The organism is Daejeonella sp., assembly GCF_030684675.1.
Classification (GTDB): Bacteria; Bacteroidota; Bacteroidia; order Sphingobacteriales; family Sphingobacteriaceae; genus Daejeonella.
Genome location: NZ_JAUXXZ010000040.1, coordinates 26,849 through 48,811, shown reverse-complemented (window position 1 = coordinate 48,811; position 21,963 = coordinate 26,849). Strand labels below are relative to the sequence as shown.

Annotated in this window: 21 protein-coding genes; 10 read left to right on the top strand and 11 right to left on the bottom strand. The window is 39.5% G+C overall.

Annotated elements, in window-relative coordinates:
• Positions 1-154 precede the first annotated feature (154 nt).
• The gene (locus tag Q8M41_RS08275; RefSeq protein ID WP_305364782.1) at positions 155-994 is read right to left on the bottom strand and encodes an aminotransferase class IV; all 840 of its coding nucleotides are present in this window, start codon (positions 992-994) and stop codon (positions 155-157) included.
• A 2-nt stretch (positions 995-996) separates the two neighbouring features.
• Positions 997-2,016 (bottom strand): RluA family pseudouridine synthase, encoded by a 1,020-nt coding sequence (locus Q8M41_RS08270; RefSeq protein WP_305364781.1) that lies wholly within the window; start codon positions 2,014-2,016, stop codon positions 997-999.
• Between the two features lie 157 nt (positions 2,017-2,173).
• On the opposite strand from Q8M41_RS08270, the gene Q8M41_RS08265 reads away from it, so the two are divergent.
• The 3 genes from Q8M41_RS08265 (at position 2,174) to lat (ending at position 5,673) form a co-directional block, all read left to right on the top strand.
• A complete protein-coding gene (locus Q8M41_RS08265; RefSeq protein ID WP_305364780.1) occupies positions 2,174-3,247 on the top strand; it encodes a DUF6588 family protein in 1,074 nt (357 codons plus the stop codon).
• 15 nt (positions 3,248-3,262) lie between these two features.
• The gene (locus Q8M41_RS08260; RefSeq protein ID WP_305364779.1) at positions 3,263-4,150 is read left to right on the top strand and encodes a 1-aminocyclopropane-1-carboxylate deaminase/D-cysteine desulfhydrase; all 888 of its coding nucleotides are present in this window, start codon (positions 3,263-3,265) and stop codon (positions 4,148-4,150) included.
• 191 nt (positions 4,151-4,341) lie between these two features.
• Positions 4,342-5,673, top strand: coding sequence for an L-lysine 6-transaminase (gene lat, locus Q8M41_RS08255; RefSeq protein WP_305364778.1), 1,332 nt, complete (start codon positions 4,342-4,344; stop codon positions 5,671-5,673).
• A 59-nt stretch (positions 5,674-5,732) separates the two neighbouring features.
• Here lat and bshB1 read toward each other — a convergent pair whose 3' ends face one another.
• The 3 genes from bshB1 to Q8M41_RS08240 are packed head-to-tail and all read right to left on the bottom strand — an operon-like array spanning position 5,733 to position 7,569.
• The gene (gene bshB1, locus Q8M41_RS08250) at positions 5,733-6,449 is read right to left on the bottom strand and encodes a bacillithiol biosynthesis deacetylase BshB1 (protein ID WP_305364777.1); all 717 of its coding nucleotides are present in this window, start codon (positions 6,447-6,449) and stop codon (positions 5,733-5,735) included.
• Positions 6,446-6,952: a glutathione peroxidase gene (locus tag Q8M41_RS08245; RefSeq protein WP_305364776.1), complete on the bottom strand. Its 507-nt coding sequence runs from the start codon at positions 6,950-6,952 to the stop codon at positions 6,446-6,448. Before Q8M41_RS08245 ends, bshB1 begins: the two co-directional genes overlap by 4 nt.
• Positions 6,949-7,569 (bottom strand): DUF4294 domain-containing protein, encoded by a 621-nt coding sequence (locus tag Q8M41_RS08240; protein ID WP_305364775.1) that lies wholly within the window; start codon positions 7,567-7,569, stop codon positions 6,949-6,951. The genes Q8M41_RS08245 and Q8M41_RS08240 overlap by 4 nt, the downstream gene beginning before the upstream one ends.
• A 115-nt stretch (positions 7,570-7,684) precedes the next feature.
• Between Q8M41_RS08240 and Q8M41_RS08235 the strand changes: the two genes are divergently transcribed.
• The 4 genes from Q8M41_RS08235 to Q8M41_RS08220 are packed head-to-tail and all read left to right on the top strand — an operon-like array spanning position 7,685 to position 13,088.
• On the top strand, positions 7,685-9,916 hold the full coding sequence (locus Q8M41_RS08235) for a bifunctional (p)ppGpp synthetase/guanosine-3',5'-bis(diphosphate) 3'-pyrophosphohydrolase (protein ID WP_305364774.1): 2,232 nt from the start codon (positions 7,685-7,687) through the stop codon (positions 9,914-9,916).
• Between the two features lie 57 nt (positions 9,917-9,973).
• Complete coding sequence (locus Q8M41_RS08230; protein ID WP_305364773.1) at positions 9,974-10,450, top strand: Fur family transcriptional regulator; 477 nt, start codon at positions 9,974-9,976, stop codon at positions 10,448-10,450.
• Positions 10,451-10,484: 34 nt separating this feature from the next.
• Positions 10,485-11,759, top strand: a complete 1,275-nt coding sequence (locus Q8M41_RS08225; protein ID WP_305364772.1) for an adenylosuccinate synthase — start codon at positions 10,485-10,487, stop codon at positions 11,757-11,759.
• Between the two features lie 48 nt (positions 11,760-11,807).
• Positions 11,808-13,088 (top strand): anthranilate synthase component I family protein, encoded by a 1,281-nt coding sequence (locus tag Q8M41_RS08220; protein ID WP_305364771.1) that lies wholly within the window; start codon positions 11,808-11,810, stop codon positions 13,086-13,088.
• A gap of 10 nt (positions 13,089-13,098) precedes the next feature.
• On the opposite strand, the gene Q8M41_RS08215 is transcribed toward Q8M41_RS08220, so the two are convergent.
• The 4 genes from Q8M41_RS08215 to Q8M41_RS08200 are packed head-to-tail and all read right to left on the bottom strand — an operon-like array spanning position 13,099 to position 15,939.
• A complete protein-coding gene (locus Q8M41_RS08215; RefSeq protein ID WP_305364770.1) occupies positions 13,099-13,914 on the bottom strand; it encodes a M48 family metallopeptidase in 816 nt (271 codons plus the stop codon).
• A gap of 22 nt (positions 13,915-13,936) precedes the next feature.
• Positions 13,937-14,584 (bottom strand): glycerol-3-phosphate 1-O-acyltransferase PlsY, encoded by a 648-nt coding sequence (gene plsY, locus Q8M41_RS08210; RefSeq protein ID WP_305364769.1) that lies wholly within the window; start codon positions 14,582-14,584, stop codon positions 13,937-13,939.
• 53 nt (positions 14,585-14,637) lie between these two features.
• Complete coding sequence (gene nadC, locus Q8M41_RS08205) at positions 14,638-15,492, bottom strand: carboxylating nicotinate-nucleotide diphosphorylase (protein ID WP_305364768.1); 855 nt, start codon at positions 15,490-15,492, stop codon at positions 14,638-14,640.
• A 42-nt stretch (positions 15,493-15,534) separates the two neighbouring features.
• Entirely contained in the window at positions 15,535-15,939 is a 405-nt protein-coding gene (locus tag Q8M41_RS08200) for a DUF4783 domain-containing protein (RefSeq protein WP_305364767.1), read from the bottom strand.
• A 79-nt stretch (positions 15,940-16,018) separates the two neighbouring features.
• Here Q8M41_RS08200 and gpmI point away from each other — a divergent pair, with 79 nt between their 5' ends.
• Positions 16,019-17,542 carry a 2,3-bisphosphoglycerate-independent phosphoglycerate mutase gene (gpmI, locus tag Q8M41_RS08195; protein WP_305364766.1) on the top strand — a complete coding sequence of 508 codons (1,524 nt, stop codon included), beginning with the start codon at positions 16,019-16,021 and terminating at the stop codon, positions 17,540-17,542.
• Between the two features lie 62 nt (positions 17,543-17,604).
• Positions 17,605-18,069, top strand: a complete 465-nt coding sequence (locus tag Q8M41_RS08190) for a hypothetical protein (RefSeq protein ID WP_305364765.1) — start codon at positions 17,605-17,607, stop codon at positions 18,067-18,069.
• Positions 18,070-18,087: 18 nt separating this feature from the next.
• Here Q8M41_RS08190 and Q8M41_RS08185 read toward each other — a convergent pair whose 3' ends face one another.
• Both Q8M41_RS08185 and Q8M41_RS08180 read right to left on the bottom strand, forming a co-directional pair.
• On the bottom strand, positions 18,088-18,441 hold the full coding sequence (locus Q8M41_RS08185) for a hypothetical protein (protein WP_305364764.1): 354 nt from the start codon (positions 18,439-18,441) through the stop codon (positions 18,088-18,090).
• Positions 18,442-18,534: 93 nt separating this feature from the next.
• Entirely contained in the window at positions 18,535-19,149 is a 615-nt protein-coding gene (locus Q8M41_RS08180; protein WP_305364763.1) for a tetratricopeptide repeat protein, read from the bottom strand.
• A 262-nt stretch (positions 19,150-19,411) separates the two neighbouring features.
• Here Q8M41_RS08180 and lon point away from each other — a divergent pair, with 262 nt between their 5' ends.
• Positions 19,412-21,889, top strand: a complete 2,478-nt coding sequence (lon, locus tag Q8M41_RS08175; protein WP_305364762.1) for an endopeptidase La — start codon at positions 19,412-19,414, stop codon at positions 21,887-21,889.
• The last annotated feature ends 74 nt before the right edge of the window (positions 21,890-21,963 follow it).

The following is a 21,963-nucleotide window of genomic DNA, read 5'->3' as shown; positions in this document are numbered from 1 at the left end:
AGGGATTTAGGCGCTATGCTGTGCCCCTTTGGAGGGGCTACGGGGAGGTTCCACCCCCTTTAATTCCCCCGCCGGCGGGGGATACTGGATGCCTAAGCATAACGACACAGAAATGTGTCCACACGATAGGATAGCTATCGGGTCCCTATTCCCGTCAAACCAAATTCAACTTCTCACTTAGGAACCTTGATACTTCATTAAAATACCGCTTGCTATTATATCCCATTACCCACTGAATGCCCTTTCCTGCATTGGTTAAAAATACCTCATCAGCTTCATTCAAAATATCTGGATTGATCTGTGCCTCAACCAGCTCAATATCATTCTCCTTTGCAAGCCGCATTACCACCTGCCGCATTACTCCTGCTATACAACCTTCATTCAGGGCAGGTGTGTATAATTTTCTGTCGTAAACAACAAACACATTACTACTCATGGATTCACAAAGAAAACCATGGTGATTCAGGATAAGTACCTCATCAAGTGCATTCTGGTTTTTGTAAATACCAGCCAGCACATAAATCATCGCATTACAGGTCTTCAGGTTAGAAAGTGCGTTAAGGGGTTTTGGAATTTCATCATATACATCAATGATGAGCCCCTTCTTATTCAGAACATACTGACTTTCATCCAATTTCTGAATTTCAAGAACATAGCCAAATTTATTCGAAACAGGGCTGTATAAACCCTCTGAATCACGAAAAACTGTTAATCTGATCCTTGCATCAGCACCCGTCCTGTTTCTTCTTACCAGTTCCTCAACCTTCTCACGGATAAACCAGGTGTCAATTAAAGAACAATTATCAAACCTGAGCAGTTTCATACCCTTTTGAATACGGTCAATATGCATTTCGGGGAACTTCAATTTCCCTTTTATATAGCGCATAGATTCAAAAAGCCCATCCCCATAGCGAAAACCACGATTGTTTGCTTTAAATATCAGTTGATCAGCAGGAAGAATACTTCCGTTAAAATTAATATACTCGACACTCATATTTATTCCTTAATGTAGTTACGCCACTTCTCAAGCACTGCACTAAAATCAGCAGGTAGTTCTGTTTCAAAGTGAACAAATTTTCGGGTAGTAGGATGAATAAAACCTAAAGACTTAGCATGCAGAGCCTGTCTGGGCATTAACTCAAAGCAATTTTCAACAAACTGCCGGTATTTATTAAAAATAGTACCCTTTAAAATCCGGTCGCCGCCATAGGCGCTGTCATTAAATAATGGATGACCGATATGTTTCATATGCGCTCTGATCTGATGGGTCCGACCAGTTTCCAGTTCGCATTCTATGAGTGTAACATAATTGAATCGCTCCAGAACTTTATAATGGGTAACCGACCATTTTCCCTTTTCTTCATCATCATACACCGCCATCACTTTCCGGTCTTTGACACTCCGACCGATATAACCCTTAATTGTCCCGGCTTCGGCCAGGTCTCCCCATACAAGAGCAAGGTATTTGCGGGTGATGCTATGATCAAAGAACTGTTTGGCAAGAAAAGTGATCGCCCATTCGTTTTTGCTTACCAGCAAAAGGCCTGAGGTATCTTTATCGATCCGATGCACCAAACCTGGCCTTCCTTCATTTCCAGGCATTTGTGGTAATTGCTGAGCATGATACACGAGCGCGTTAACCAGAGTACCTGTATAATTATTGAAACCGGGATGAACAACCATTCCGGCAGCCTTATTGACCATAATGACGTCATCATCTTCATAAATGATGTCTATCGGGATATTTTCAGGGTAAACTTCGGTATCGCGGGGCGGATGCGGCAAAACCATTGAAATGACATCGAGCGGCTTCACCTTATAGCTAGCCTTTACAACTTTCTCATTCACTAAAACATTCCCGGCATCAATGGCATTCTGAATCCGGTTGCGGGAGGTATTCTCGGTACGAATAATCAGGAATTTATCCAGTCTCAATAATGACTGACCTTTATCCACAACGATTCGCAGGTGTTCATACAGGTCCTGCTCCTCTAATTCCTGATTATCCTCTATCATGCTGCAAAATTAAATCTTTGGAGGGAAAACGCGGCATAAACCTTCATCCATATTCCCAGGTATTTAATTTTTCGTTAAATCCTGAATTAACATCTATTTAAGACCAGCTTTAAACAAAAGACCTTAACTTTATATCGAAAAGACAAATATCCTGCTTATGAAAAATTACTTCCGCTTTATTTTTATTGGCTTATTCCTGGCCCTCCCCATCCTTGCATACTCTCAGAGTGATGTATCTGGTCTCATAAAATCGAGTCCTGCGGATGCTACCAAATTAGCTCAAGCCTACTTAAAGCCTCTTTTTAAAGGCTTAGGTGTAGGATTAAACTCCGGATGGAATAATACAGCACACTCTAAAAACCTTTTGAGGTTTGATCTTCGCTTTGGGATAACAGGTGCTGTAGTCCCGCAACCTGATGAGAGTTTTGACGTGACCAAAATTGGTTTATCTAATAATGTAAGACCAACTAATCCGGCACAAACAATAAGTCCGACACTATCCGGTTCCACGAATAATACTACCCAATTAACCGTTTATGATAATAATAATCAGGCATTAGAATCATTTACATTACCGGGAGGTACAGGTGTGGGACTGATTCCAGCACCACAACTGCAAGGTACTATCGGCTTATCCAGAGGCATTGAATTAAGTGTCAGAGCGATGCCTACAGTTAAGCTTGGCAGCGATTTTGGATCTATCGGAATGTTTGGAGGAGGCCTAAAAGTTGAGCTGATTCCCTTAATTTCAGGCATGGCTGATAAAATTCTTCCATTAGATATTGCTCTGGCTGCAGGTTACACACAATTCACTTATGAGGTGCCACTAAACGTACCGGCACCTGCGAATGCTATACCATCTTCAGCAACTCAACCCAGTAATTTCTCAAACCAAAGGGTAGAAGCCAAATTCTCAGGCATCAATACTGAATTAATTTTTTCAAAAAGAATCCTGCTCTTTACCCCATTTATAAGTGTGGGTCATAATTCTGCAAAGACCGATGCGGGGATGAAAGGCAATTACCCAATAATTAATGGAGTAACCCCACTGGGACAGAGAACCTATACTGTGTTTACTGACCCTATAAATATTAAGCAAACTGATATCAGTGGATTCCGGACGAATATTGGTTTTCAGTTAAATCTTGCCTTTTTCAGGATTTACGGTTCATACAGTATGGCTGAATATAATTCATTCAATGGGGGTCTTGGATTTGGCCTGGGAAAATAGATTCAAAAATCCCTGATGATCGATCTTCCAATATACAGTCCGATTGAAGAAATATTTAACCCGCTCTTCAGCTCAAAGGGAGTTCAGCTATTCATAAAAAGGGATGACATGATTCATCCCTTCATCTCTGGAAATAAATGGCGCAAGCTTAAATACATCCTTCTGGAGGCCAAAAAACTGCAGAAAAAGCATCTGGTAACCTTTGGCGGAGCCCATTCGAACCATCTGCTTGCTGCCGCCTGCGCTGCCGCAAAATTTGGCTTTAGCTGTACAGGAATAGTCCGTGGCGAAAATGTCGAAAATGAGACTCTTTTGTTATGCAGACTTTTCGGAATGCATTTGATCTTTGAAGATCGTGAAAGTTACCGCGATAAGCCCGCCCTGTTTAAAAAGCACTTCAATAATGATCCGGAAGCCTTTTTTATTGATGAAGGCGGATCAGGACCTTTTGCCGCAACAGGCTGTTCAGAACTGATTGATGAACTTACTGAACCCTATGACCATCTCTTTTGCGCTGCCGGAACCGGCACTACCGCTGCCGGCATTCTTTCAGGTATAAACAGAAAGTCAATGGCAACAAAAATGCATGTCATTCCTGTCCTGAAAGGATCAGATTTCCTGAAACAAGAGATTGAGAACCTCAGTAATGGAGCTTCCTTTGAATTTCACTCAGAATATCACTTTGGAGGATATGCGAAAACGAGTGATGAACTGTTGAACTTTATTAAAGATTTTACTAGTTCTACCGGCATTCTGATTGATCCTGTCTATACCGGAAAATTGCTTTATTCGATCTATGATCTGATCTCAAAAGATTATTTTGTAAGGGAATCGCGGATACTTGCGGTACATACCGGAGGAATTACCGGGGTACTGGGAATGGCAGACAGATTTAAATTCTGATTGTCCAATTTCAGGCAGAATCCTCTACTATTTGTATCGATTTTTCAGGGTCAAAACAGTTACTGAAAAAAACATCAGTTGAAAAAATAGCTTTAAACGTTTTAAACCTATTTTTCGAAAAAAACTTTGCAAAACCCCTAAATTTGCTCATTTGAGCGCATTTCAGTAATTTTGAGTATATCCTAACCAATATGTATAAACTATCAGTTTCACCAGAAAAAGTTCAGGAAACACTCAGCAAACATATCCTCGCCGATGGTTACGACCTTACTTTCGACATGGAAAAAAGCAATGGTGTTTATATCTATGACACAAAATATGAGCGTACACTATTAGATTTTTTTACCTGTTTCGCATCAGTTCCTTTGGGCTACAATCATCCCAAAATGGTAAATGATGAAGAGTTTAAAAAAAATCTGATGCTGGCTGCATTAACCAATCCTTCCAACTCAGATATCTATACCACCCAATACGCTCAGTTTGTTAAAACTTTCTCCCGGGTTGGCATTCCGGATTACCTGCCCCATGCTTTTTTTATCGCGGGTGGCGGACTTGCGATAGAGAATGCTCTTAAGGTAGCTATGGACTGGAAAGTTCAGAAAAATTTCCAGAAGGGCTATACCAGGGAACGTGGACATAAGGTGCTTCATTTTGAAAAGGCATTTCATGGCCGAACCGGTTATACGATGAGTTTAACCAATACAATTCCGGATAAAACTAAATGGTTTGCCCATTTTGATTGGCCAAGGGTGAGTGTTCCATCTATTCATTTTCCGTTTACAGATGAGGGCTATGGAGATCTGAAGAAAAGAGAAGCCCTTTCTCTGGCTCAGATTCGGCAGGCTTTTATTGACAACAAGGATGATATCTGTGCCATTATCATCGAACCTATTCAATCAGAAGGTGGTGACAATCATGTTCGTCAGGAGTTTCTTGAGCAATTAAGACTAATTTCGGATGAAAACGATTGCTTTTTAATCTATGATGAAGTTCAAACAGGTGTAGGTCTCTCGGGTAAATTCTGGACACATGAGCATTTTGGGGTAAAGGCTCGTCCTGATATCATAGCATTTGGCAAGAAAATGCAGGTCTGCGGAATTCTGGTTGGAAATAAAGTTGATGAAATTGAGACCAATGTATTCAGAGTACCCTCCCGGATTAATTCAACCTGGGGCGGTAATCTGGTGGACATGGTCAGGTCTACGCGCATTCTTGAAATCATTGAAGAAGATAATTTACTGAGTAATGCCAGCATCACCGGCAACTACTTACAGGAACGTCTGCGTAAGATCTCCGAAAAGCATGATAAAATATCTAATGTCAGAGGCCGGGGTTTACTTACTGCATTTGATTTTCAGAATAAGGGTATGCGTGACAGGTTCATCACAGCAGGAATGAAAAAGAATGTAATGTTTCTTGGTTGTGGTGAAAAGTCGATAAGATTCAGACCTGCTCTGATTATTGAAGAGAAACATATTGATGAAGGATTAGAGATACTGGAGAGTATTGTTCCTTCTTTATAAAATATAAAAACGGCCGTGGAAAGTTTTCCACGGCCGTTTTTTCAATTATAAATCTGCTTTCACCTCAGATCAAATATATTGTCAATGCCCAAAAGCTTCCTGCTTGTAAATCCCTCGGCATACTCGGCATCGATAGCCTTACCTAATTCGCGGGATCGGGCCTCGATCACTTTCAGAAAAGAAGGTGAAGATATATAGGTTTCCGTTTCATCACTATCCGGATCAAAAAACTGTGTCTTGAAGGCCCGTATACATTCCATTTTTTTGTCCCAGAAAGCAGTCACATCAATAAGGATATCAGGCTTAATATACCTGTCTTGTATATACTGAAGCAATAAACGGGGTCTGAATGCATTCTGATCTTTCCCATCTATTTCTGTTCTGATTTTTGGAAGTCCGGCAAGAAAAAATGCATCATTAACCAAATCTCCCCCCTTTCCGTGGTCAGGATGCCGGTCATGCAGTGCATTACTGAATACTATCTCGGGAGTATATTTCCTGATCATCTGAATGATCTTTAGCTGATGTTCCTCATCATTTTGAAAAAACCCATCTCTCATTCCCAAATTCTCCCGGACATGTAAGCCAAGAATCTGCGTTGATTCTGCTGTTTCTGCATCACGGGTTTCAGCGGTTCCACGGGTACCTAATTCGCCACGGGTTAAATCGACAACACCAACCTTTTTGCCGGCTGCTATATATTTCAGTATGGTTCCGGAACACCCGAGTTCTGCATCATCAGGATGTGCCGCAAAAACCAGCAGATCTAATTTCATAATTTCTCTGTAATCAATAATTTGTTGATTCTCTTTTTAATTCTTGAAGAATTGGGCTTTGTGAAAGGGTAAAAAAAATCTACAGTTTCGCCCCTGGTATTAATTAGATATTTATGAAAATTCCACCTGGGTGAAGCACCAACATTTCCGTTAAGCTTCTTGTCTGAAAGAAATTTATATAGCGGATGAGCATAATCACCTCTAACCCGGATCTTTTCAAAAACCGGGAAACTCACACCATAATTCTTTTCACAAAAATCACCCAAAGCAAAGCCCTCAAGAGGTTCTTGTCCACCAAAATCATTGGAAGGGAAAGCCAGAATTTCAAAATCCTCACCCTGATAATCTTTACGAAGGCTTTCGAGTTCCTTAAGCTGAGGTGTAAAACCACATTCGGAAGCTATATTTACTAGAAGCAATACCTTACCCTCATAAATACCTAAACTCATATGCTCACCATTCAGTTTTTGAACAGTGAACTGGTAAACCGACTTTTGATTCATAAATAACTATATGAGTAATATCCTGAAGACTGAATGATGGCTTCAATATCCCTGTCTTCCTGAGGATCATAGGTATTTTTAAGGTTATTGCCAAAAATTCTTGCTATTGATTGATAGAAGAAGGCGGTGATTCCACCTTTCATATCCTTTAGCAGGTCATAACTACTGGTACCGGTTTCCCTGTCAATCAATTTGATCAATATTCCACCCTGTGTTATAGTCAGATTTTTTACCTCGCGGTTAAACATATCTTTAATTTCTCCTTCAAATGCCTTAATCATCACCCTCTTTTCCTTTCTGCTCTTTATGTTAGCCAGATTCATTTGCAACTCCTGATACTTACGCCGGGCATACATTGCATAAGGTAAAACCTTTAACACATTATACCTCAATCGGTTAAACTTAGCCTTTTCTTCAGGTGATCTGAAGAGACGGGTATCAATAACAGTAACTTCAGGTATAACGATCCAGGGAATCAATTCATTGTCCACATTTGTAATTGAAACTCTGATTGTATCTTTCGGCCCCTTTATGGTCGGGTCATTTTTATACTGGGCATATGTCATTTTTGACATCAAAACCACACAAATAATTACCGATAGCCTTAAAAATTTCATAAATTTATGATCTACAAATTTACAGCTAAATTTTGTATATTTTAATACTTAAAGTTACGTAATGTAACCCGGCAAATACACTCAAGGCTTTAAAATATAGCTATTGCATGACAAAATGAAAGAAATTGTAATCGATCTGGAGGCTGAAAAGAAGGAAATACTCAAGCGGTACCGGGCTTTATTGCGTGCGTGTAAATCGACTATGCAAAAAGGCGATAAACGCATGATCCGACTTGCGTTTGACATGGCCCTTGAAAGCCATCAGAATATGCGCCGCAAATCCGGTGAGCCTTACATATATCATCCTATTGCTGTTGCTCAAATTGCGGCCGAGGAAATTGGTCTTGGAACCACATCCATTGTCTGTGCACTCTTGCATGATGTTGTAGAAGATACCGACATAACCCTGGATGATATTGAACGTGAGTTTGGAAAGAAAGTAACCAAAATCATTGACGGATTAACCAAAATATCCGGTGTTTTCGACTATAACAGTTCTCTGCAGGCTGAAAACTTCAGAAAAATGCTTCTTACTTTGGCCGATGATGTTAGGGTAATTCTGATCAAACTCGCTGATCGCCTGCATAATATGCGGACCATGGAATTTATGCCAAGGGATAAGCAGTTAAAAATCTCTTCTGAAACGGTATATCTCTACGCTCCTTTAGCCCACCGCTTAGGCCTTTATACCTTAAAATCAGAGCTTGAAGATCTTTCCATGAAATACATGGAGCCTGTAACTTATAAGTTCATTGCCCAGCAACTTAATGAGAAAAAAGCCGAAAGGGAGAACTTTATTAGGGATTTTATTACTCCGATTAAGGATATATTAAATGAACAGGGACTTGATGCGGATGTGTATGGAAGACCAAAATCAATTCATTCCATCTGGACAAAAATGCGCAAAAAGAATATTCCTTTTGACGAGGTATATGATCTCTTTGCGATACGAATAATCCTGAATAGCAAACCCGAAAATGAAAAGTCTGATTGCTGGAAAGCCTATTCGATAGTTACCGACTTATATCACCCAAATCCTGACAGGCTTCGGGACTGGATATCTTCACCACGCGCTAATGGCTACGAATCACTACACACAACTGTAATGGGTCCCAGGGGCCAATGGGTTGAGGTTCAGATCCGTACAACACGAATGAATGAGATTGCTGAGAAGGGATTTGCAGCGCATTGGAAATACAAGGAAGAACCTAATAACGATAGCGGACTCGACCAATGGATTCATAAAGTGAGGGAACTGCTTAGCAATCCCGAGGCAAACGCTCTGGACTTTCTGGATGATTTTAAAATGAACCTCTTTTCGGATGAGATCTTCATTTTTACTCCAAAAGGTTCATTAATTCAGTTGCCGGTAAATGCCACGGCTCTCGATTTTGCATTTGAGATCCATACGGATATCGGTGCAAGCTGTATTGGTGCGAAAGTGAACCACAAACTGGTACCTCTCTCTTATAAACTACAAAATGGTGATCAGGTTGAGATAATAACCTCCAGCAAACAATCACCTAAAGAAGACTGGCTTAATTTTGTTGTTACTGCAAAGGCTAAATCAAAAATTAAATCCTCCTTAAAAGAGGAAAAACGAAAAATCGCCGAAAATGGCAAAGAAATCCTGGAGCGGAAACTTAAGTCATTAAAAGTTACCTATAATTCAGACAATTTATATAAGCTATCTTACTATTTTAAGCTTTCATCAACACTGGATCTATTTTATAATGTTGCCCAGGGTATAATTGATGTTAAACAACTCAAGGAATTCGTTGCATCTGAAAAAATCGTCGAAAATAAGCCTGAAAAAATCGAATTTGTTCCAAATGAGCAATTTAACAAGAAAGTAAAGGGAGACGACAGTGATACTTTATTAATTGGTGAAGACCTTCAGAAACTGGATTACAAACTTTCTGCTTGTTGCAACCCGATTCCGGGGGATGATGTTTTTGGCTTTGTAACTGTGGGTGATGGGATCAAGATCCATCGTACCAACTGCCCGAATGCTGCCAAATTAATGGCAAACTACGGATACAGAATTGTCAAAGCCAAATGGAATTCACAAAAGGAACTTGCATTTTTAACCGGCCTTCATATAACTGGCATTGATGATGTCGGACTGATCAATAAGATCACAACCGTAATATCCAGTGATTTCAAAGTCAATATGCGTTCGATTACAGTGGATACTGATGATGGTATTTTTGAAGGCTCGATCATGGTATATGTAAACAACACAAAACACCTGGATAACCTCATTCTAAAACTTAAGGAAGTGGTAGGAGTAAGCTCTGTGACCCGATTTGACTCTCATGACGTAGATATGGTGAAGGCCTCCTGAATTAAATGCTGAATATTCTTATTTTTTGGATAAATTTGGGCGTCATTTAATCGCACTATGCCCGGTAAAGATACAATTGCACTTGTTATAAAAATTTTTGAGGCTTATCTGGAGAACAAAAGCCTACGAAAGACTCCTGAGCGCTATGCAATCCTGGAGGAAATATATTCGCGTAACGATCATTTTGATGTGGAATCTTTGTACATCCACATGAAGAATAAGAAGTACCGGGTAAGTCGTGCCACCGTGTATAATACCCTAGAACTTTTAGTATCCTGTGATCTGGTTACCAAGCATCAGTTTGGTAAGAACATGGCACAATTCGAAAAATCCTATGGCTACAAGCAGCATGATCATATAATTTGCATTGATTGCGGAAAAGTCGTGGAATTTTGTGATCCAAGGATACAGCAGATTCAAAGTATGATGGGTGATATTCTTAAATTTGATATCAAACATCATTCATTAAATTTATATGGAAATTGCTCTCGCCTTAAAGAAGGTAATTGCGATTCATTTGTTAATAAAAGTTAATCTAAACATACCTAATACCCCCCTATTTTAAATCATGACTGTTGACGTATTGCTAGGCCTCCAATGGGGCGACGAAGGAAAAGGAAAAATTGTTGATGTCTTAAGTCCGGAATATGACTTGATCGCCCGCTTTCAGGGCGGACCAAATGCCGGTCATACTTTGGAGTTTGATAATCAGAAATATGTGCTGAATACCATTCCTTCAGGAATATTCAACGATAAAGCGATGAATCTCATTGGTAATGGTGTGGTTATTGATCCTATCATCTTAAAAAAAGAGCTTGATAACCTTAAAAAAAATGGATTTGATCCGGTTGCAAGAAAAAAAATGGTTATTGCCCGTAAAGCCCATCTTATTCTGCCAACACATCAGCTTTTAGATGCCGCATCAGAAAGCAACATGGGCGAAAGCAAAATAGGCTCGACTTTAAAAGGCATTGGGCCAACCTATATGGATAAAACCGGCAGAAATGGTTTACGTGTGGGTGATACTATGCTGACTGATTTCCGCGAACGTTATATGCGTCTGGTGAACAAACACCGCTCGATTTTATCACATTACGGCGAGATTCCAGATTATTCTGAAAAAGAAGCTGCCTTCTTTGAAGCAGTTGAATTATTAAAAGCAATTCCACAGGTTGATAGTGAGCATTTTGTGAACCAATACCTGAGGGATGGTAAAAGAGTACTGGCAGAAGGTGCGCAGGGTACCATGCTCGATATAGACTTTGGCTCCTATCCTTTTGTCACCTCATCCAATACCACCACCGCCGGTGCATGCACCGGACTTGGAGTGGCCCCTAAAAATATTGGTCATGTGATTGGTATTTTTAAAGCATACTGCACACGGGTAGGAAGCGGCCCTTTTCCAACTGAGTTGGAGAATGAAACCGGTGAAGAACTCCGTAAAATTGGACATGAATTTGGTGCTACTACAGGTCGCCCCCGCCGTTGCGGATGGATAGACCTTCCGGCATTAAAATATGCGATCATGCTAAATGGTGTTTCTGAGATGGTGATGACCAAGGCTGATGTATTAAGCGGATTTGAGACCATTTATGCCTGCACTCATTACAAATACAATGGTGAAGTGGTCGATTACATGCCATATGATATCAACGCAATCAAAGCGGAACCTATATTCGAAGCTATTCCGGGATGGAAGGAAGATTTGACAGGCATTCGAGAAATTGATCAGATTCCTGAAAAATTGAAAAACTATATCACTTATCTTGAAAAGCATCTGGGCGTACCTATTAAATATCTTTCAGTAGGTCCGGATCGCGTTCAAACCCTGACTCTTTGTTAATTCAGGAATCAGGACGTCTTCGTGGTATTTATTTGATTTAAAGCATCTATGTTAAAGGTTTTTCATACTGATGATCCGGATACTTTTAAATCAAAAGCCTTATTTTGGGCAAATTCTTTCGATACAGCCTGTTATTTTGATTCAAATAATTTTTCAGATCCCTACTCAGCATTTGGGGTATATATTGGTGCAGGAAAGGCTGCTGAATTAAGCGATTCCGGCAAGAATTCATTTGCTGCTCTTGAAGAGTTTTTGACTAAAACCAAGGGCTATATTCCGGGTTATTTTTCATATGAACTTAAGAATGAGACAGAAGATCTTATATCCGAAAATCCGGATCACCTTTATTTTCCGAAAATTCATTTTTTTCTTCCAAAGCACAGCATACTGATCAAAAACAACGAGGTCAGTATCGTCAGTGATTCTGCTGATAAGATTTGGAACTTTATTCATCAAACTTCATTAAAACAGTCTGAAGAACCGGTATCAATACCGGCCATACTCAGCAGGTTTGAGCGAAACGAATACATTCAAACAGTCCAGGAAATACAGAGGCATATTCAGAGAGGAGATATTTATGAGATCAACTTTTGCCAGGAATTTTATGTAGAAAATGCGAAAATTGATCCATTAGAAGTTTTTATTGCACTTAACAAACTATCTCCAACCCCTTTTGCCAATTATTTTAAAATAAAGGGGCAATATATTATTTCGGCTACACCTGAGCGCTTTTTGAGCCGCAGAGGAAACAAACTCATCAGTCAGCCTATCAAGGGGACATCTTCCCGTAATTCTGATGCTACGAAAGATAAAAAGCAGAAAGAAGAACTGCTAAAGGATGAAAAAGAGCGTGCCGAAAACGTAATGATTGTTGATCTGGTTCGGAATGACCTCACAAAAAGTGCAAAGCCGGGGACAGTAAGAGTGGAGGAACTATTCGGTATATATAGTTTTAAACAAGTGCATCAGATGATTTCGACGGTAGTTTGTGAAGCAGATGAAAAACTCTCGAATGCCGGAATCATTGCAAATACTTTTCCGATGGGTTCGATGACCGGTGCGCCAAAAATAAGGGCTATGCAGCTGGCAGAAAAATATGAAAGAAGCAAGCGCGGGGTCTATTCAGGTGCTGTTGGTTATTTTGCTCCCAATGGTGATTTTGATTTCAATGTAGTAATCCGAACCATCCTTTACAATGCCAAACTGCAGTATCTTTCATTCCATGTTGGCAGTGCCATTACTCTGGATTCAGATCCGGAGAAAGAATATGAGGAATGTCTAGTGAAAGGAAAGGCAATCAGGGATGTTTTGAAACAAAATAATCCCTGATTGCCAATTTTTATTTCAATTTGCCACCAGTATAATATTGGCGTGCCTCAGGTAAAAGTTTTCTGATAGCAGCAATCCTGGTTTCATCACTTGGGTGTGAACTCAAAAATTCAGGTTGGGCACCACTGCTGCTCTTAGCAGCTGCCATACGCTCCCAGAATGTTACAGCACTATCAGGATTATATCCTGCCATTGCCATAAAAATGAGCCCTAAACGATCCGCTTCACTTTCCTGATTACGTGAATATTTCAACATTGCAAGCTGGCCCCCAATACCGTAAAGTTGGCCAATTACCTGTTGGGTACCTTGTGATGCTCCACCTACTGCAGCTCCCAGAATACCGCCTCCTGCCTGAGCAAGTGTCATCTGTGAGTATCTCTCATTAGCATGTTGTGCAATAGCGTGTGCTATTTCATGACCCATAACTGTTGCAAGTCCTGCTTCGTTTTGCGTAACAGGCAAAATACCTGAATAGATTGCCACTTTTCCTCCTGGCATACACCAGGCATTAATATCCTTACTTTCTACCAGAGTAAATTGATACCGGTAATTGTACTTATCCCCGAAACCATTGGCCTGCATGTAACGGTTTATTGCCGAGGCAAGTTTATTTCCGACTGTACTGACCCGCTGAGCATCCGTACCCCTTGAGATCACTTTAGTAGAAGGATCAGAAAGAAATTGATTATAGGCATTGGCAGCTTCATTTTGTAGAGCTGCATCATCCACCAGACTTAACTGGTTTCGACCTGTAAGCGGCACCTGAGAGCAGGAAAACAGGAAGATTCCGATCGCTGCTGCGATGATCAAGTTTAATTTTTTCATGGTTAAGAATTAAATAATGTGATTAATGAGCTTTTCTTTTAAACAGATCTACTCTGGACTCTTTTCCTTTTAGAAGTCGCTCGATATTTTTTTGATGTGTAACTAAAATCAGCACACAAATACACATTCCATAAAGCAGGACAGAACGTATTGGAGATTGAAATATGAAAATAATACTGAGGGGAAATGAAAACCCTGCCATTATGGAACTCAGTGATACATATTTGAAAATAAGCAAAAATACAACAAAGGTAAGAACGCAAAGCATCGCTGCCTCCGAGTGTACTGCCAATATCATACCAAATAATGTTGCAACCCCTTTCCCACCCCGAAAACCTGCAAAAACAGGAAATAAGTGGCCTAAAACTGCAGTTACCCCAAGGGCAAGCTGATAATTCACAAATTGCACTGAATTTTGGGGGCCGGTAACCGAAAGTCCGATGAGGTATGCGAGATTGGTTGCTGTGTAACCTTTAAAAATATCGAGAAACATCACAGCAAGGCCTGCCTTTTTACCCAAGACCCTAAAAGTATTGGTCGCTCCGGCATTCCCACTGCCATATTCACGAACATCTATTCCATAAAAAGCCTGACCAATCCATACGGCTGTAGGAATTGATCCGAAAAGATATGCAAGAATCAAGGCTGAGAGCGAGTAAATCGATATCATTCTTTACAATATTACAAATTCAATCAGGTCTATAAATGAAAAAATAAATTTATTTAGGGTTTGACTGCTTTCAGGCTCATGTCCAGACTTTTAACAGAATGTGTTAATGCACCCATAGAAACATAATCAACCCCACAATTGGCATACTCTAAAACATTATCCTCTGTGATGCCACCCGAGGCCTCTGTAATGTAAGATCCATTCACCAGATTTACAGCTTCTTTAAGTAAGGAGAAACTAAAGTTATCAAGTAAGATCCTATCGATTTGACCAAACTGCATTACTTCTTTCAACTCATCCAGATTTCTCACCTCCACTTCAACCGGGATGTTAATTTTATTTTCTTTTAAGTAATCCTGAGCAGATTTTATGGCATTACCGATACCTCCAGCATAATCAACATGATTATCCTTGATCAGAATCATATCATATAGGCCGAACCTGTGATTGACCCCTCCACCTATCTTGACAGCCAATTTTTCGAGATAACGAAGTCCTGGGGTAGTTTTACGGGTATCCAGCACTTTAGTCACGGTGCCTTCAAGGATTTTTACAATCCGATTGGTGGTGCTGGCAATACCACTCATTCTTTGCATAGTATTTAAAACCAAACGTTCGGCTTTGAGGATTGAATGAACACTCCCGCTCACATAAAATGCAATATCCCCGTGCTTTACAGTTTCACCATCCTGAATGAGAATATCAACCAGAAGTTTGGTATCAACTGCCTTAAATATTTCTATGGAAACATCAATACCTGCGATAATGCCCTTGTCTTTGATCAATAGCTTTGCTTTACCGCTCTGGCCTTCAGGGATAGTTGAAAGTGAAGTATGATCACCATCGCCAATATCCTCTGCCATAGCATTCGATATGAATGGCTCTAAAATTGCTTTGTCTAAATTCATTGTAATTGGTCAGGCAAAAATAGAAATACTTAATTACAATCCTTATTCTTTATCGTTTTCTATCGTAATGGTTTTGATCAAAAATTTATTGCCATTATTTGCCATGGATATGGACACCCTTAATTTGTCCTCCTTGGATTGTAAAGAGAGCACCCCAAATTTATAATTTGAACTGGAACTAAGCCTATGAACAACTTTTACTGAAACTGGTGTGTGCTTGGAAAAAAAATCGCGAAGAATTAATTCGGCCTGTGCTTTTGAGTACTCACCTTCTTCAGAAAGTATCTCCAATTCAATCACACTTGCAAAGTACCCTGCAATCTCTTTACTGTTTGAATCCTTGAAATAGCCTGTAAGCGTATCAAAAATATCCTTCTGCTGCACCTCAGCAGGCGTAAATGAAAAAAAACAAGAAATAATACTGATGATTAGAATTTTGGCTCTCATTTTTTTTAAATAATAGTACTAAAAGTATGCCACAAAACAAAAAAAGCAAATTTATTTAATTTGAGCGTATATTTGTTTTGTGAAAAATAAAAAAGCAATTCTTCTAATTCTCGATGGCTGGGGCTACGGAAATCATGATAAATCTGATGCAGTAAGTGTAGCTAATACACCTTTTTTCGATCATTTAATTAAGACCTACCCAAACTCTAAATTACAGGCTTCAGGAGAAGCGGTTGGCCTTCCTGCCGGACAAATGGGTAATTCGGAAGTTGGGCACATGAATCTGGGAGCTGGAAGGGTTATCTATCAGGAATTAGGACGTATAAATAAAGCTGTTAAAGACAATGAACTTAATGATCACCCGGTTCTGAAGGCAGCATTCAATTATGCATTAAATGCTAACAAAAATGTACACTTCATCGGACTTTTATCCAATGGAGGAGTTCATTCTCATATTGATCATTTGAAAGGTTTATGCGATGCTGCGAAAGCCAATCAGGTAAAAAATGTATTCATTCACGCTTTTATGGATGGGCGGGATACCGATCCGGCTTCTGGCTTAAAGTTTATACAGGAATTGAATGCACATCTTGATCATTCTGCTGGAACAATTGCCTCTGCAATCGGAAGGTATTATGCTATGGACAGGGATAATCGCTGGGAACGGGTTAAACTGGCCTATGACCTTATGGTTCACGGAACTGGTAAACCAAGCAATAATATTTCAGAAAGTATACAGCAGTCATATGACTCAGGAATTAGTGACGAATTTATCGATCCAATCGTAAAAACAGACAATGATGGTATACCTGTTGGCAAAATTGAACAAGGTGATGTAGTGATCTGTTTCAATTTCAGGACAGACCGGGGCAGGGAAATTACAAGCGCTTTAACCCAGCAATCCTTTCCTGAATACAACATGCAGGCCCTGGATCTCTACTATGTAACTATGACCACTTATGATGAAACATTTAAAAATGTTCATGTAGTATTTACCAAAGATGATCTTAACCAAACCCTTGGAGCCGTCCTGGAACAAAATCATAAAAATCAGATCAGGATTGCTGAAACAGAAAAATACCCACACGTAACTTTCTTCTTCTCGGGCGGCAGAGAACGGGAATTTAATAATGAGAGAAGAATTCTGATTCCTTCTCCTAAAGTTGCGACCTATGATCTTCAACCTGAGATGAGTGCCGCACAGATCGCAGGCACAATTTGTCCCGAACTTGAAAGTGGCTGGCCGGATTTCGTTTGTTTGAATTTTGCTAATCCGGATATGGTTGGACATACTGGCATATTCAGTGCAGTAGTGAAAGCGGTTGAAACAGTTGACCGATGTCTGGAGCAAGTTGTTAAATGCGGAATAAAAAACGGTTATTCATTCATTATTCTGGCAGATCATGGCAATGCAGATTACATGATCAATGAGGATGGCTCTCCTAATACCGCACATACTACAAACCTTGTTCCATGTATCTTGATTGATGAGGACTACAAACATATCAAAGACGGAAAACTGGGGGATATAGCGCCTACAATCCTGAAATTAATGAATATTCAATCACCGGAAATAATGAGCGGTGAAGTACTGGTTTCTTAATGTACCGCAAACTATTTATTCTGCTCCTTATTTTCAATTCCTCCTGCTCAAGCCGGGAAGAAATGAAAACAAAAACAGTGTTTTTTGATATCAAAGGATTTTTTGAAGCTGAAGTTAAACGTCTGACAAGCAAAAAATCAACTGTGAATAAAAGTGTCAGGCAGAATGACCAGGCAGAAATTAAAAAGAATCTTTCTGTAGACTGGGATAATGAACTTGCTCTTTTCATTGCTTCAGATATAATTAAGCCGGCCTGGAAAGATAGTTATAAGATTAGCGGAAATAGTCTTCATTTCAACTACATAGCAATTGATACGAATCTACGCACCAGATCTGTCGAAATAAAAAAGGACCAACAGGGACGGGCTGTTTTTTTCAAAATAAAGAATCTGACCCGTAGTAAGCTCTATGAATCTTCAGAAGAACTGACTTATATTCCTGATTCTATTTACACGATAAATAAAAGTCAGAGCGTTCGGTTTCTGGGGAATAACACTTATCAGATCAGTGGGATCGTTTTAAAATAAAATATACTTTCAGGACTCCTACTCCCTGCTATCCTGAAAAGCTGATAACTTCCTGTAAATGAATACATAATAAACCATTAATACAAGGAGCCCTGTAATGAAAAATACGGTTGCCAAGGGACGTAAAGTATCATCGTAATAAAACTCTCCCAACATCCAAATGGTATTAGCCATTATCCAAAAACACACCGCCAGATTGTGATAGAATTCAGAAACTATTTTTCTGAACTTAAAAGTGATGAAAAAAGCCAGAAATAGCGTTGGGAAGATCATTATTACACCTAACACGCGCATATCCAAAACCCAACAGGTATCTTTAAGCAACCAACAGGCTATATGAAGGTTTTCGAACTTTCTGATTGATTTAAGCATCTGATAATATTCTGTAATCCGAATATCCTTAATTTTTCAATAAAAAAAGAAAACCCGGACAAGGCCGGGTTTTTCTTTACGTTCTGATAAATATTATTTCAGATTCTGAAGGTAAATCTTTGCGTCTTCTAACTGAGTAATGATATCTCTGCGGTCGGGGGTAATTGACAATACTTTTTCAAAATCTGAAATGCAGGATCTGAAAGAACCTGTTGCTTTGTTCTTGTCGTACAAGCCAGGGATCTTTTGTCCCTTAAGCACACCGTAATCCCGGTAAGCTACTGCCCTGTTCTGATATAATTTAACATCATCGGCATTCAGATCAATTGCTTTAGAAAAATCCTTGATAGATGAAAGGAGTAATTTCTCTCTATCTGAATTTGCAATACCCTTAGTATCATTAGCCATAATATTACTGGCCTTTCCTCTGTAATAATACGCACTGTTATCTGAAGGCTTTATTGCAATTACTTTATTGAAGGTATTCACTGACTCTTTATACCTTCCAGAATGATAATAAGAATACCCTAACATGTACAAGGTATTTACATCAGTTGAGTCTTTAGCAAGTGCTTTTTCAAGGTTTGAAACTGCAGCTTTGAAATCCCCGTCAATTAGAGCCTTTTGGCCCATTTTGTGGTAAGCGGTCTGAGCGAAAGCAATATTCGCTGATAAAAGAATAATTAGTAAACCTGAAAATGATCTCATTTTAATTGGTGACAGTTTAAATTCGTAAGGAATAACGATCCTTTACATTTATTATTTTAAATGTACGAATTTAGTTTCTTGATAGAAAAAAACTATGCCAATTAAATAAATTTTGTCAGAACATTTGTCCGTATATTTCTTTTTATCTGCCTATTTTAACGATTACAGTGATTTGGCACATACCTTGCACTTTTAGTTTTCAGGCTGATTTAATCGGCTTTTGAGAAAATTCAACTGTCATAATGACGTTATTAAGATATAGATGAGTAACTACGATAACTTTGATTTCAACCGCACATTGCCTTTAATCAGTGAAGATACCGAGTTCTTTCCCCTGATGTCACAGGAAGATGAGGAGGAAATGAACAATGAAGAGACACCCGACATTTTGTCGATTCTGCCTTTACGCAATACGGTATTATTTCCAGGGGTTGTAATTCCAATCACGGTTGGCAGGGATAAATCTATCAAACTGATCAAAGATGCTTATCGCGGCGAAAGGATAATTGGTGTCGTGTCTCAAAAAGATGTAGGTATTGAGGATCCTGAATTCGAACAATTAAATCAGGTCGGTACTGTTGCACTTATCATCAAAATGCTTCAGATGCCTGATGGCAACACTACGGTGATTATTCAGGGTAAACAGCGCTTTCGTCTGAATGAAGAAGTGCAGAGCGATCCTTATATCAAGGCTAGTATCCAAAAATTTGAGGAAGTCCGCCCTAAAGCTGACAAAGAATTCAAGGCTCTAATGGCATCTATTAAAGAGATGGCCATGCAGATCATCCAGCTTTCTCCAAATATTCCAAGTGAAGCTGGTATTGCTATAAAAAACATTGAAAGTTCATCATTTCTGATCAACTTCATTTCTTCCAATATGAACGCTGAGGTTTCTGCAAAACAACAGATGCTGGAAGTTGCGAATCTCCATGACCGTGCAAAAATGGTTCTGGAGCATTTAACCCAGGAACTGCAGATGCAGGAACTAAAAAACCAGATCCAATCGAAAGTGCGGGTTGACCTCGACAAGCAGCAGCGCGATTATTTTCTGAATCAGCAGTTAAAAACCATTCAGGAAGAATTGGGGGGAAATTCCCCCGATCTGGAGATAGAAAATCTGAGAGATCGTGCCGCACTAAAAAAATGGAGTAAAGAAGCAGCAACCCATTTCAATAAAGAGGTTGAGAAACTGGCCAGAATGAATCCTGCGGCAGCAGACTACTCAATACAAATTAATTATCTGGAACTTCTCCTGGACCTTCCATGGAATGATTTTACAAAGGATAATTTTGATCTTAAACGGGCTTCTAAAATTCTAGAAAAAGATCATTATGGGCTTGATAAAGTTAAGCAGCGGATCATTGAATACCTCGCTGTTCTTAAATTAAAACACAATATGAAGGCTCCAATCCTTTGTCTTGTAGGCCCTCCGGGAGTTGGTAAAACCTCTCTTGGTAAATCGATTGCGAAGGCTCTGGGCAGAAAATATGTACGTATGGCTCTTGGTGGGATAAGGGATGAAGCCGAAATCAGGGGTCATCGTAAAACCTATATCGGTGCGATGCCTGGTCGTATTGTCCAATCCATAAAAAAAGCAGGCAGTTCAAACCCTGTATTCGTACTTGATGAAATTGATAAAGTTGGAAATGATTTTCGTGGGGATCCATCATCAGCCCTCCTTGAAGTACTTGACCCTGAGCAGAATAATGCATTCTATGATCACTATGTAGAAGTAGATTATGATCTATCAAGTGTTATGTTCATTGCAACTGCGAATTCCCTGAGTTCTATTCAACCGGCATTATTAGACCGGATGGAAATTATTGAGGTGAACGGTTATACCATAGAAGAAAAAATTGAGATTGCTAAACAGCATCTTTTACCAAAACAACGTGAACAACACGGCATAAAAGCGAAAGATATTAGTCTTAAAAATCAGGTTCTTGAAAAAGTAGTCGAAGATTATACAAGAGAATCAGGAGTTCGTGGACTTGAGAAGAAAATAGGTTCATTGGTACGTGGAATTGCGACAAAAATCGCAATGGATCTTGAATACAACCCTGTAGTCAGTAAAACTGATGTAGAAACTATTCTTGGGCCCCCGATCTACGACAAGGATCTATACGAAGGCAACGAAGTTGCCGGCGTGGTAACGGGTCTGGCATGGACCCAGGTAGGCGGGGATATTTTGTTTATTGAAGCAAGTCTGAGCCCAGGAAAAGGAAAATTATCACTCACAGGAAATCTGGGTGAAGTAATGAAAGAATCTGCTACAATCGCAATGGCCTATCTTCGTGCAAATGCCAGAAAATTCAATATTGATCATAGAGTATTTGATCAATGGGATGTCCATGTACATGTTCCAGCGGGTGCTACACCAAAAGACGGTCCATCTGCAGGAATTACTATGCTGACGGCATTGACATCAGCATTCACACAACATAAGGTTAAACCTCATCTGGCTATGACCGGTGAAATCACACTTCGTGGTAAGGTATTACCGGTTGGTGGTATCAAGGAAAAGATCCTGGCTGCAAAAAGAGCCAATATCAAGGAAATAATTTTATCTAAATCCAACAGAAAAGATATTCTGGAGATCAAGGAAGATTATATCAGGGATATGCAATTTCATTATGTCAGTGAAATGAAAGAAGTTATTGACCTGGCTTTATTTAAGGATAAGGTAAAGGATGCAATTGACCTGACTGTAAAAGAAACAGCCGGAAATCACACCAAATAAATAATCTTTGCATTCATAACAGGATTAAAACTGCAATTACAGTTTTAATCCTGCATATTCGGAGCTTTTGTTGA